This window comes from Arsenicicoccus piscis (assembly GCF_022568835.1).
GTDB classification, from domain to species: Bacteria; Actinomycetota; Actinomycetes; order Actinomycetales; family Dermatophilaceae; genus Arsenicicoccus; species Arsenicicoccus piscis.
Genome location: NZ_JAKZHV010000005.1, coordinates 45,063 through 57,085 on the forward strand (window position 1 = coordinate 45,063; position 12,023 = coordinate 57,085).

The following is a 12,023-nucleotide window of genomic DNA, read 5'->3' on the forward strand; positions in this document are numbered from 1 at the left end:
CGCGACGTCGTCCAGGCCGATGCCGCGAGCCCCGACCGCACCGACGACCGCACCTCAGACCGCACCTCGGACCCCGACGTAGACCGTGGGGACTACCACCGCGGCCCGGTCACCCTGCGCGGTGCGCAGGTCCCGCGGTCCACGACCGACCAGCGGCTGCTGGACAGCAGGGACTCGGCCGACTGGCTGCACACCGACCCCTGGCGGGTGCTGCGGATCCAGGCCGAGTTCGTCGAGGGCTTCGGCGCCCTGGCCGAGCTGGGGCCGGCCATCAGCGTCTTCGGCTCGGCGCGCGTGCGGCCGGGCGAGCCCTCCTACGAGCTGGGGGTCCGCGTCGGGCGCGCGCTCGCCGAGGCGGGCTACGCCGTGATCACCGGCGGCGGGCCGGGACTGATGGAGGCCACCAACAAGGGCGCGCGCGAGGCGGGCGGCGTGAGCGTGGGGCTCGGGATCGAGCTGCCCTTCGAGACCGGCCTCAACCCCTACGTGGACCTCGGGGTCAACTTCCGCTACTTCTTCGCCCGCAAGACCATGTTCGTGAAGTACGCCGAGGGGTTCGTGGTCCTGCCGGGCGGCTTCGGGACGCTGGACGAGGTCTTCGAGTCGGTGACCCTCGTGCAGACCGGCAAGGTCACCTCCTTCCCGATCGTGCTGCTCGGGGTCGACTACTGGTCCGGTCTGCTGGCCTGGGTGCGGGACGTGCTCGTGCCCGCAGGCACCGTCTCGCCGAACGACCTGGACCTGTTCCAGCTGACCGACGACCCCGACGACGTCGTCCGGCTGCTCGGCGGCCCATGTGGGAGCATCAAGGCGTGACCCTGCTGCTCATGCTCCTCGCCGTGGTGGTCGTCGGGCTGCTCACCGGGCTGCTCGTGCGCACCACCGGCACCGGACAGCGCACGCTCGGCGACGAGACCATGGCCGAGCCCACGTCCAGCAGCCCGTTCGTGCCGCTGCCCGAGCGGACGCTGCGCGACGACGACGTCGCCGCGCTGCGCTTCGACCAGGTCTTCCGCGGCTACCGGATGAGCCAGGTGGACGCCGTGCTGGACCGGTTGCGCGCCGAGCTGGCCGACCGTGACGCCCAGATCGAGCAGCTCAGCGAGGACGTGCGCGACTTCGAGGTGCGCTACGGCGCCCGGGTCAGCGCGCCCACGATGCCCGGGCTGTGGAGCCGGCAGCCGCAGGCGGGCACGACGACCGAGTCCGAACCGTCCCCGTGAGGGGTGCGACCGGATCGACCCGGACGTCCGGTGCGACCCGGACGTCCAGTTCGACCCGGACGTTCGCGCTCGCGGCGCTCGGCATCTACGCCGCGTCGCGCCTGCTGAGCGGGCTGCTCATCCGCTCGGTCATCCCGCTCCAGGTCCCCAACGGCTGGACCGGCGACCCGGTCACCTACCTCGGCATGACGGTCCTGTGGGACGGCACCTGGTATCGCCGGATCGCCGAGCACGGCTACCCCGCGACCCTGCCCGTCGACGCCCTCGGCCAGGTGCAGCAGAGCGAGTGGGCGTTCTACCCGCTCTTCCCGCTGCTCGCCCGCGCCCTGATGACCGTCACCGGCCTCGGCTTCCCGGCCGTCGCGTCCACGCTCGCGCTGGTGCTCGGTGCGGTCGCCGCCGTGCTCATCGCGCTGCTGCTGCGGCGCTGGCTGCCCGACCGGCTCGCGCTGGTGGCGCTGGCCTGCTGGTGCACCTACCTCGCCACACCCACGCTGCAGCTCGCCTACACCGAGTCCATGGCGCTGGCCCTGCTGGCGGCCTTCCTGGCGCTGGTCCTGCGCCGCTCGTGGTGGGCCGCAGCTGCGGTAGCCCTCGTGCTCGGGCTCGCGCGACCCATCGCCCTGCCGCTCGCGATCGTGGGTCTCGCGGCCTGCCTGCAGCGCTGGCACGGCCGCCGCGCGCAGCCGCTGCGGCGCGGCGAGGCCACGGCGATGGCGGCCATGCTCGCCTCGTGCGGCATCGCCGGGCTGCTCTGGCCGGGCCTCGCGTGGCTCGGCACCGGCATCCCTGACGCCTACACGCAGACCATGTCCGCGTGGCGCGCGGGTCACGAGATCCACGCCTTCACGCCCTGGTGGCACAACGCCCGCTTCTTCTTCGGCGACGTGTGGGGCCCGGTGCTGCTGGTGGTCCTGCCCGTGCTCTACCTCGTCGTCGTGCTCGGTCCCTGGGCCCGTCCGGTAGACCTCGTGGTGCGGGTCTGGCTGCTCGCCTACCCGCTCTACCTCGGTGCCGTGCTCGACCCGATCTCGAGCACCTACCGCTACCTGCTGCCGCTCTTCCCGGTGGCCGCGATCCTCGTCGGCTGGGGGAGGGGACACCGCGTCCTCGGTCCGCTGTGGTGGGGTCTGCTGCTCGCCGTCAACGTCGCCACGCAGGTGTGGTGGGTCCGTCACCTGCTCGTCTACTACCCGCCGGCCTCCTGGCCACCGTGATCGAGTGGGTGATCGAGACCGTGTTCGGGAGCCCGTGATCGAGAGGACGGGTGCCGGTGCGGCGCGACGAGCCCATGGCCGGATAATTAGGTGCCAGACGCGCGGGTGGGAGATACTGATGTCATTTACCTGTCGCTGCGGCCAGCTGAAGCTCTCTGGAGCCATGCCGGTCGCCGTGCATGCCGGGGGAGGCCGCTGAGCCTTTCGCGGATCGGACGAGAAGGGAATGGCTAATGGCTGCGATGAAGCCCAGGACGGGTGATGGACCGCTCGAGGTCGTCAAGGAGGGCCGCGGGATCGTGCTCCGCATGCCTCTCGAGGGCGGCGGTCGGCTCGTGGTCGAGATGACGCCCGACGAGATTGCGGCACTCGGTGAGGCCATCAAGGGCGTGACCGGCTAGGACCGCTCACGACAGGTCGGACGGCACCATCGACAGCGCGCCGACACCAGCACTTGTGCCACGAGGCGCCATCCCCGGTCGGGGGTGGCGCCTCGAGTTGTTCGTGGGTTGGTTCTCGCGGCTGGTGCGGGCTGTTCCGAGTGCTCTACGGCCGTTCTGGGGCTCTTCTGGAGTCGTCGCGGTCAGCGCTTGACCGCGACGAACAGGCCGTCGCCCACCGGCAGCAGGGCGGGCAGGACCCGCTCGTCCTCACGCAGCGACTTGGCGAGCGTGCGCAGGACCGTGGTCGTCTCGTCGCGCACCGCGGGGTCGGCGACCCGGTCGTGCCACAGCATGTTGTCGAGCACCAGCAGCCCCCCCGGGCGCAGCAGCCGCAGCCCCTCCTCGACGTAGCGTGGGTACTCGACCTTGTCGCCGTCGACCAGCACCAGGTCGTAGGCACCGTCGGTGAGCCGCGGCAGCACGTCGAGCGCCCGACCGGTGATCAGCCGGGTGCGCTGGTGCGGCACCTTCGCGGCGAGGAAGGCGCTGCGGGCCGAGCGCGTGTGCGAGGTCTCGATGTCGATCGTCGTGAGGACGCCCTCCGCAGCCATGCCCTCGAGCAGCCAGAGCCCGGACACGCCGGCGCCGGTGCCGATCTCGACAACCGCCTTGGCCTGCACCGCGGCGGCCAGCATGCGCAGCGTCGCGCCCGCGGCCGGTCGGACCGGCGTGCAGCCGAGCTTGTCCCCCCGGGCGCGCGCAGCCAGGGCGACCGGGCTCTCGTCGATGAAGTCCTCGGCGTAGGACCAGCTCGCGACCTTCGCTGTGCTCATGACCGGAGTCTACCTGCGCAGACATACGCGAGCCGGGTCGGTGCTGGTCGGGGAGAGCCGACGGACACCCGCGAACGCCGCTAGAGATACGGCCCGCTCACCGTGGTCTCACAGACTTTGCCCAGTCCCAGTTGGAACGATGTCGGCACGACGGCCCTCCAAGGAGTGCCCCGTCATCGACGAAAGGCCACGACCGTGACCGCTGTGACGACCACGACGGACCACCGCAGCACCACTGACCGCTCCGACCTGCCTGCCGGCGCCACCGCGTCCGGCGCCGAGTGGGTGCCTCCCACCTGGGCCGAGATCGTCGAGCAGCACTCGGCCCGGGTCTACCGGCTGTCCTACCGGCTGACCGGCAACCAGCACGACGCCGAGGACCTCACCCACGACGTCTTCCTGCGCGTGTTCCGCTCGCTCGACAGCTACCGCCCTGGCACCTTCGAGGGCTGGCTGCACCGCATCACGACCAACGTCTTCCTGGACCGGATGCGCCGCAAGCAGCGGATCCGCTTCGACGCGCTCTCTGACGACGCCTCCGCGCGGCTCGTCAGCCGCGAGGCCGGGCCGGCGCAGACCTACGCCGACACCCACTTCGACGACGACGTGCAGCGCGCGCTGGACGCGCTCTCCCCGGAGTTTCGCGCCGCCGTGGTCCTGTGCGACATCGAGGGGCTGACCTACGAGGAGATCGCCGACGTCCTCGACATCAAGCTGGGCACCGTCCGCTCGCGCATCCACCGCGGCCGTTCGCAGCTGCGCGCCGCGCTCGCGCACCGCGACCCGGCCCTGCGCCGCGCCGAGGCCGAGCAGGCTCGCGCCGTTGCGGCCGACCGGAGCCGGCTGCGGCTCCCCGGTCGGGGCACGGCCGCCGGTCTGACCGGTGGGCTCGGCCCGGTCGCTCCCGCCCTCTGAGCCGTGCCTGCATCCTCGCCGGGACGTGCTGAGAGACACCCTGCGCGGCGGCCTGGCCGTCCGGATGTGTCTCTCGATGTCGGTCCGGTAGCCTGACCGAGGCGTCGGGCGGTCCGACGCGCCGCGAGGCACGAGGCTCACGGCCTGAGGCTGGGCGACACGACGACAGGAGGACGGCCGGGTGTTCGACATCAACGGCTCCGAGTTCCTCATCCTGATCGTCATCGCGATCGTGGTGCTCGGCCCCGAGCGGCTGCCGGAGTACGCCGCGAAGCTCGGTCAGCTCGTCCGCAACCTGCGCCGCCTGGCCGAGGGTGCCAAGGACCAGCTGCGCGACCAGATGGGCCCGGAGTTCGACGAGATCGACTGGAAGCAGTACGACCCCCGTCAGTACGACCCCCGCCGCATCGTCCGCGAGGCGTTGATGGACGAGCCCGCGAGCACCGGCCCCGATGGCTACCCGGACGACCACATCGACGACGGTGGCGGTCAGCGCTACGACGCCCCGGTCTACGCGCCGGGCGACGAGCCCGATGGCTACCTCGGCCGGCACACCCGCGCCGACGACGAGCCGCGTCCGCTGCGCCCCGGTCAGCGCTACGACCCCACCTTCACGCCGTTCGACCTCGAGGCGACCTGAGGTCGAGCGGCAGCCGCGCACGTACCCGTGAGGTGCGCAGGAAACCGAAAGACGCCGCCTTCCCGACCCTGCGCGCAGCACGCCACCCTGCGCGTCTCCCGGGAACCTGCGCATCTGCACCCGCCAGGGCCCTCGACTGCCGCGCCCAGGTCTGCAGTAGATCGGCCGGCCGAGTTGCGGACGCACCGAACCCGCCCAACACCGAGGGGGCCTGGGCACGCAGCAGAGCGGGAGAGGGGTCTACCGGCCGGTGGGGGTGAGGCCGAGCTTGCGGCCGGCCAGGCCGCGGGCGCGCTGGCCGAGGCCACGGGCGATGCCGGAGAGGGCGACGGCGGCGGGGCTCTCGGGGGCGGAGAGGACGACCGGCTCACCGACGTCGCCGGCCTCGCGCACCCGCACGTCGAGCGGGATCTGGCCGAGCAGCGGGACCTCGGCCCCGACGACGCGCGACAGCGACTCGGCCACGCGGCGACCGCCACCGGAGCCGAAGAGCTCCAGCCGGCTGCCGTCGGGCTGCTCGAGCCAGGACATGTTCTCGATCACGCCGGCGACCCGCTGCCGGGTCTGGGTGGCGATCGTGCCGGCCCGCTCCGCGACCTCCGCGGCGGCCTGCTGAGGGGTCGTGACCACGAGGATCTCGGCGCCGGGGATGAGCTGGGCCACCGAGATGGCGACGTCGCCGGTGCCCGGGGGCAGGTCGAGGAGCAGCACGTCGAGGTCGCCCCAGTAGACGTCGGCGAGGAACTGCTGCAGCGCCCGGTGCAGCATCGGGCCGCGCCAGACGACGGGCTGGTTGTCGGGGACGAACATGCCGACCGAGATGACCTTCACGTCCGAGACCACCGGCGGCATGATCATGTCGTCGACCTGGGTCGGCGGGGTGGTCACGCCGAGCATGCGGGGCACCGAGAAGCCGTAGATGTCGGCGTCGACGACCCCGACCTTGAGCCCCTGCTGCGCGAGCGCCGCGGCGAGGTTGACGGTGACCGAGGACTTGCCGACGCCACCCTTCCCCGACGCGACCGCGTAGACCCTGGTGAGGCTGTCGGGTCGGGCGAAGGGGATCTCGCGCTCGGCGATACCCCCGCGCAGCTTGGTCTTGAGCGCGGCGCGCTGGTCGTCGTTCATCACGTCGAGGGTCACGTCGACGCCGGTCACCCCCGCGACGCGGGAGACCGCCTCGTCGACCGAGGAGATGATCTGCGAGCGCATCGGGCAGCCCGCGACCGTGAGCAGCACCGTGACGGCGACCCGACCGTCGTCGGACACGTCGACCGACCGCACCATGTCCAGCTCGGTGATGGGGCGCCGGATCTCGGGGTCGTTGACCGTCGCCAACGCCCCGTGGACGGCGTCCAGGCTGACGGGTGACGGGGAGGCAGGCTGACTGGCGGACGGGCTGACGGGCATGGGGTCACGCTACCCCCGGCGGCGGCCCGACCCGGAATCCTCGTCCTCGGGCCGACGCAGCCCCCGGTCCTCCAGCTGCTCGAGCAGGTCGCGCAGCTCCGAGCGCAGGTAGTCGCGAGTGGCCACGTCGCGCAGCGCGATCCGCAGCGCCGCGACCTCCCGGGTGAGGAACTCGGTGTCGGCGAGATTGCGCTCGTCCCGACCGCGGTCCTGCTCGAGGGCGACCCGGTCGCGGTCGTCCTGACGGTTCTGCGCGAGCAGGATCAGCGGCGCGGCGTAGGACGCCTGCAGCGACAGGATGAGCGTGAGCAGCGTGTAGTTGAGGCTGCGCGGGTCGAACTGCGCGGACTCGGGCATGAAGGTGTTCCACGCCAGCCACACCACGACGAAGACGGTCATGTAGATCAGGAAGGCGGGCGTCCCCATGAAGCGGGCGAACGCCTCGCTCGCCTTCCCGAAGCGTTCGGCGTCCATGACCCGCGGGCGGCTGAAGCGGACTCCTGCCTCCCGCGGCTGGTCGAGCCGGTTCCCGGAGTCGTTGCGCTCAGCCACGGATCACCTCGTCACTCTCCTCGTGCCGCTCCTCGCGCCAGTCCTCGGGGAGGATGTGGTCGAGGACGTCGTCGACGCTGACCGCGCCGAGCAGGTGCCCGTCGGCGTCGACCACCGGCATGCACACCTGGTTGTAGTTGGCGAGCACGCGGGTGACCGTGCCGAGGGTGTCCTCGGGGTCCAGCGGCTCCAGCTCCTTGTCGAGGATCGAACCGACGGGGGAGTGCGGCGGCTCGCGCAGCAGGCGCTGGATGTGCACGATGCCGAGGTAGCGCCCGGTGGGCGTCTCCAGCGGCGGGCGGCACACGCAGACCACGGTGGCGAGCGCGGGGGCCACGTCCTCCTGGCGCACCGTCGCCAGCGCCTCGGCGATGGTCGCCTCGGGCCCGAGGATGATCGGCTCGGTCGTCATCAGACCACCGGCCGACTCGTCGTCGTAGGTCAGCAGGCGGCGCAGCGGAGCAGCCTCGCCGGGCTCCATCAGCTGCAGCAGCTCCTCCTGGCGGTCCTGCGGCAGCTCGGACAGCAGGTCGGCGGCGTCGTCGGGCTCCATCGCCTCGAGCACGTCGGCGGCGCGCTCGACGTCGAGGCTGGCGAGGATCTCGATCTGGTCGTCGGCCGGGAGCTCCTCCATGACGTCGGCGAGCTTGTCGTCGTCGAGGCTGGTCGCGACCTCCACCCGGCGCTGCGGGGTGAGCTCGTGGATGACCTCGGCGAGGTCGGCCGGCCGGGAGTCGTCGTAGCTCTCGAGGAGCCGCGCCGCTCCCTGCCCGCTCGCGGACAGGTGCAGGCCGGTGACGTCGGCGACGTCGACCAGGCGCGTCTCGCCGCGGCGCCCGGTGATGCGCCGCAGCCCACCGCCCTGGGACGGCACACCCTTGCGCACGTAGACCTTGGTGACCGCCCACTCGCGGCCCCGCTCGGGCTCCATCAGGATGTCCTCGACGGTGGCCTCGTAGGCCTCCTGGCCGGCTTCCTGGACCTGCACCCCGCGGTCGAGCACCTCGGCCAGCGCCAGGGTCTCGGTGGGACGCTGCTCGAACCGGCGCATGTTGACCAGGCCGGTCGTGACGACCTGACCGGCGTCCATGTTGGTGACGCGGGTGATCGGCACGAACACCCGGCGGCGGCCGGCCACCTCGACGACGAGGCCCAGCACGCGGGGCCGGCGGCGGGTGGCGGGGAAGGCCAGCACGACGTCGCGGACGCGCCCCACACGGTCGCCGAGCGGGTCGAAGACCGACAGCCCGGCGAGGCGTGCGACGAAGACGCGCGTCATGGTGGCCACGAGCGGCAAGCCTAACGCGTGCGGTTGTCCGAACGGACCGAGCCGGACCGAGTCGGACCGAGTCGGCGTGACACGTTCCGTGGCGGCTCGTCACGCACCGGGTGACAACCCGCAGGCCGGGTGATTCGATGAGCGCCCGGGGCAACCTTTGCGGGACCTGAGTGCGTCTTGGGGTGTGTAAGGCAGATCAGGCAGGGCTGGTGCCGACGAGCAACGTCGCACCGGGCGGCGCGACGACGACGTCGTGGCCGAGGGAGCGTGGCACCGCGTCGAGGACCGGGCCGCAGAGTAGGGGTATCTCATGCTGGTGATGACTCGTCGAGACCTGTTCCGAGCCGGATCGGTCGCCGCGGCCGGTGCCGCGCTCGCAGGAGGGGCGGTCGCGGGTGCGTCCGGTGCGGGGGCGGCCGGCCTCGCCCCGAGTGCCGCAGCGAGCGCCGCGGCCGTCAGCAGCGGCCTGCGGGTCGGCTCGCGCGGCCCCAAGGTCGTGGCCCTGCAGAACCGGCTGAACGCCCTCGGCTACTACGCGGGTCGGGCCGACGGGGTCTACGCCGGCCAGACCCGGCAGGCCGTCCTCGCCGTGCAGAAGGTTGCCGGCCTGTCCCGCGTGGGCTCGGTCGGCACCGGCACCGCGTCCGCGCTCAACCGCGGCGTGCGACCCAAGGCGCGGTCGACCTCCGGTCACGTCATCGAGATCGACAAGGCCCGTCAGGTGCTGCTCGTGGTCGACGGTGGCCGGGTCACCCGGATCTACAACTGCTCGAGCGGCAACGGTCACTACTACTACGACCGCGGCAAGCGGGTGCGCGCCGTGACGCCGTCCGGCACCTTCCGGTTCTACTGGCAGGTGGCAAACGGGTGGCAGCACGGCCGACTGGGCGACATGTACCGCCCGATGTACTTCAATGGCGGCGTGGCCGTGCACGGCTCGCGGTTCGACGTGGGTGCGTGGCCATCGAGCCACGGCTGCGTGCGGGTCTACAACGGGACCATGGACGAGCTGCGCCGGGGCCGGGCCATCTACCTGGGCGGCACCGTCCGGGTCTACTGACTCCCCGGGGGCAACTGTCGGCACCGGGCTCGTGGGGGCGAGCCGCCGACGACGGGGTGGAACCCGACGTGTGAGGGCACGGGGTTCCCAGCAGGGGCCACCAGCGATCGCGCTGGTGGCCCCTCGCCGTTGCCGGCGCCGACAACCCTCTGGCGTCAGCGTGACGTCGCCGCCGCGACGACCTCCCCCTGGAGCATCCCCTCGTCGACGTCGAGGCCGCGCCGGACGAACCACTGACAGACGTTGGCGACGTCGCGTGCGAGCAGGTCGAAGCCGTGCGGGTTGCCGATCACGTCGACGATCTGGGGCCAGTCGATGACGACGACCTGGTCCTGGTCGGGACCGGTCACGAGGACGTTGTAGGGCGACAGGTCACCGTGCGCCCACCCCTCACCGGCCAGCACGAGCAGGACCGTGCGCAGCTGCTCGTAGAGCTCGGCCAGCACCGGCGGCGACGGCCGGGTCTGGGCCAGCCGCGGTGCGGCGACGCCGTCCGCGGTGCCGATGAACTCCATCAGCATCTCGGTGCCGGTCAGCTGCACGGGATAGGGGACCGGCAGGCCGAGCGACCAGAGCCGGTCGAGCGCCGCGAACTCGGCGCCGGCCCACTGGGTCGTGATCACGTCCTTGCCGAAGTCGGTCCGGCGGGCCATGGCGCGGGTCTCGCGCGAGCGCCGCACCCGGCGCCCCTCGAGATAGCCCGCGTCGCGGTGGAACATGCGGTGGTCCGCCGTGCGGTAGCGCTTGGCGGCCAGGACCACCGCGCCGTCCGGGTCCGCGGGGACCCATCGCCGGAGCAGGTGGACGTCGGCCTCCTTGCCGGACTTGAGGATGCCGAGGTCGGCGTCGACGGCGCCGAGCGCCGTGATCACCCAGGGTGGGCGCGGCTCGGGGCCGTGCTGGGCACCGTCCCAGGTGGACCAGCGCTCGCCCTCGGGCGGGTCGTCCGGTCTGCTGTCGACGGCGAGGTCGGGTAGGCCGTGCAGGGCACGTCTCCTTCGTCGGTGGGTTCGGTCGGGCCCAGCATGGCGCTCGGTCCGTGGGGACGGCGACTGGTTTTCGGGGGTGCTCCGGACCACGGGCCGGGCGTCGGCCCGGACATCGGCCTGGTCCCGACCACGGCCCGGGCGTGGTGAGGCTCACGCTCGGGTTGGCTGTCGAGGGGTCCGGCGGCTCGGCATACTCGGGAGTAACGACCGACCCGAGCGGCACCCCGCCGGACCAGCCCCACCAACGAAGCCGGAGACCCCTCATGGGACGCATCCAGACCACCGACGGCCTCACCGAGGAGCAGCAGGAGCTGCTGGCTCTCGTGCGCGAGTTCGTCGACGAGCAGATCATCCCGAACGCTCAGGAGCTGGAGCACTCCGACACCTACCCCGAGCAGATCGTCGAGCAGATGAAGGAGCTCGGGATCTTCGGGCTGATGATCCCCGAGGAGTACGGCGGCCTGGGGGAGTCGCTGCTCACCTACGCGCTCACGGTCGAGGAGATCGCCCGCGGCTGGATGAGCGTGAGCGGCATCATCAACACCCACTTCATCGTGGCCTACATGATCCTGCAGCACGGCACGGACGAGCAGAAGCAGAAGTACCTGCCCAAGATGGCCACCGGCGAGATCCGCGGCGCCTTCTCGATGTCGGAGCCGGGCTGCGGCTCGGACGTCTCGGCGATCCGGACCAAGGCCGTCAACACCGAGGGTGACACCTGGGTCATCAACGGCCAGAAGATGTGGCTCACCAACGGCGGCAGTGCCAACCTGGTCGCGTGCCTGGTCCGCACGGACACCGGCGCCGACTCGGTCTACAAGAACATGTCGACGTTCCTGCTGGAGAAGGAGCCCGGCTTCGGGCAGACCGCGCCGGGCATCACCGTCCCGGGCAAGATCGAGAAGATGGGCTACAAGGGCGTCGACACCACCGAGCTCGTGCTCGAGAACGTCGAGAAGACCACCGCCGACATCCTCGGCGGGGAGCCGGGCCGCGGGTTCTACCAGATGATGGACGGCGTCGAGGTGGGCCGGGTCAACGTCGCGGCGCGCGCCTGCGGGGTCGCGCAGCGTGCCTTCGAGCTGGGCATCGCCTACGCGCAGCAGCGGGAGACCTTCGGCAAGAAGATCGCGCAGCACCAGGCCGTGATGTTCCGCCTCGCCGACATGGCCACCAAGGCCGAGGCCGCGCACCAGATGATGGTGAAGGCGGCGCGGCTCAAGGACGCCGGCCAGCGCAACGACCTCGAGGCCGGCATGGCGAAGTACCTCGCGTCGGAGTACTGCGCCGAGGTCGTCGAGGACTCCTTCCGCATCCACGGCGGCTACGGCTACTCCAAGGAGTACGAGATCGAGCGGCTCTACCGCGAGGCGCCGATGCTGCTCATCGGCGAGGGCACCGCGGACATCCAGCGGATGATCATTGGTCGCCGGCTGCTCGAGGACTACAAGGCCCGGTAGACCTCCCGCCGAGCTCGCGTGAGCTCTCACCCACCCTGGGTGAGGGCCTGCGTCAGGCGCGG

At 71.8% G+C, this 12,023-nt stretch carries 13 protein-coding genes; 8 read left to right on the top strand and 5 right to left on the bottom strand.

Annotated elements, in window-relative coordinates:
- The first annotated feature begins 114 nt into the window (after nt 1–114).
- From MM440_RS10540 to MM440_RS10555, 4 genes are all read left to right on the top strand, one after another.
- On the top strand, nt 115–816 hold the full coding sequence (locus MM440_RS10540) for an LOG family protein (protein WP_241444451.1): 702 nt from the start codon (nt 115–117) through the stop codon (nt 814–816).
- A complete protein-coding gene (locus MM440_RS10545) occupies nt 813–1,223 on the top strand; it encodes a DivIVA domain-containing protein (protein WP_241444264.1) in 411 nt (136 codons plus the stop codon). The genes MM440_RS10540 and MM440_RS10545 overlap by 4 nt, the downstream gene beginning before the upstream one ends.
- On the top strand, nt 1,220–2,440 hold the full coding sequence (locus MM440_RS10550) for a hypothetical protein (protein WP_241444265.1): 1,221 nt from the start codon (nt 1,220–1,222) through the stop codon (nt 2,438–2,440). Before MM440_RS10545 ends, MM440_RS10550 begins: the two co-directional genes overlap by 4 nt.
- Before the next feature lie 233 nt (nt 2,441–2,673).
- Complete coding sequence (locus tag MM440_RS10555; protein WP_241444266.1) at nt 2,674–2,841, top strand: DUF3117 domain-containing protein; 168 nt, start codon at nt 2,674–2,676, stop codon at nt 2,839–2,841.
- 182 nt (nt 2,842–3,023) lie between these two features.
- Here the strand turns inward: MM440_RS10555 and MM440_RS10560 are convergent, their stop codons facing one another.
- On the bottom strand, nt 3,024–3,656 hold the full coding sequence (locus MM440_RS10560; protein WP_241444267.1) for an O-methyltransferase: 633 nt from the start codon (nt 3,654–3,656) through the stop codon (nt 3,024–3,026).
- Between the two features lie 195 nt (nt 3,657–3,851).
- Between MM440_RS10560 and sigE the strand changes: the two genes are divergently transcribed.
- A complete protein-coding gene (sigE, locus tag MM440_RS10565; protein WP_241444268.1) occupies nt 3,852–4,571 on the top strand; it encodes an RNA polymerase sigma factor SigE in 720 nt (239 codons plus the stop codon).
- A gap of 181 nt (nt 4,572–4,752) precedes the next feature.
- Nucleotides 4,753–5,211, top strand: a complete 459-nt coding sequence (locus MM440_RS17365; RefSeq protein ID WP_241444269.1) for a twin-arginine translocase TatA/TatE family subunit — start codon at nt 4,753–4,755, stop codon at nt 5,209–5,211.
- A 240-nt stretch (nt 5,212–5,451) separates the two neighbouring features.
- On the opposite strand, the gene MM440_RS10575 is transcribed toward MM440_RS17365, so the two are convergent.
- From MM440_RS10575 to MM440_RS10585, 3 genes are read right to left on the bottom strand one after another with little or no spacing between them, the layout of a single operon-like run.
- On the bottom strand, nt 5,452–6,621 hold the full coding sequence (locus MM440_RS10575) for an Mrp/NBP35 family ATP-binding protein (protein ID WP_241444270.1): 1,170 nt from the start codon (nt 6,619–6,621) through the stop codon (nt 5,452–5,454).
- Nucleotides 6,622–6,630: 9 nt separating this feature from the next.
- Nucleotides 6,631–7,173 carry a DUF1003 domain-containing protein gene (locus MM440_RS10580; RefSeq protein WP_420914155.1) on the bottom strand — a complete coding sequence of 181 codons (543 nt, stop codon included), beginning with the start codon at nt 7,171–7,173 and terminating at the stop codon, nt 6,631–6,633.
- Nucleotides 7,166–8,461: a magnesium transporter MgtE N-terminal domain-containing protein gene (locus MM440_RS10585; RefSeq protein ID WP_241444271.1), complete on the bottom strand. Its 1,296-nt coding sequence runs from the start codon at nt 8,459–8,461 to the stop codon at nt 7,166–7,168. The genes MM440_RS10580 and MM440_RS10585 overlap by 8 nt, the downstream gene beginning before the upstream one ends.
- A 310-nt stretch (nt 8,462–8,771) precedes the next feature.
- On the opposite strand from MM440_RS10585, the gene MM440_RS10590 reads away from it, so the two are divergent.
- Entirely contained in the window at nt 8,772–9,512 is a 741-nt protein-coding gene (locus MM440_RS10590; RefSeq protein ID WP_241444453.1) for a L,D-transpeptidase family protein, read from the top strand.
- 155 nt (nt 9,513–9,667) lie between these two features.
- Here MM440_RS10590 and MM440_RS10595 read toward each other — a convergent pair whose 3' ends face one another.
- Nucleotides 9,668–10,384 carry a serine protein kinase RIO gene (locus MM440_RS10595; RefSeq protein WP_241444272.1) on the bottom strand — a complete coding sequence of 239 codons (717 nt, stop codon included), beginning with the start codon at nt 10,382–10,384 and terminating at the stop codon, nt 9,668–9,670.
- Nucleotides 10,385–10,764: 380 nt separating this feature from the next.
- Here MM440_RS10595 and MM440_RS10600 point away from each other — a divergent pair, with 380 nt between their 5' ends.
- Nucleotides 10,765–11,961 carry an acyl-CoA dehydrogenase family protein gene (locus tag MM440_RS10600; RefSeq protein WP_241444273.1) on the top strand — a complete coding sequence of 399 codons (1,197 nt, stop codon included), beginning with the start codon at nt 10,765–10,767 and terminating at the stop codon, nt 11,959–11,961.
- Nucleotides 11,962–12,023: the final 62 nt, after the last annotated feature.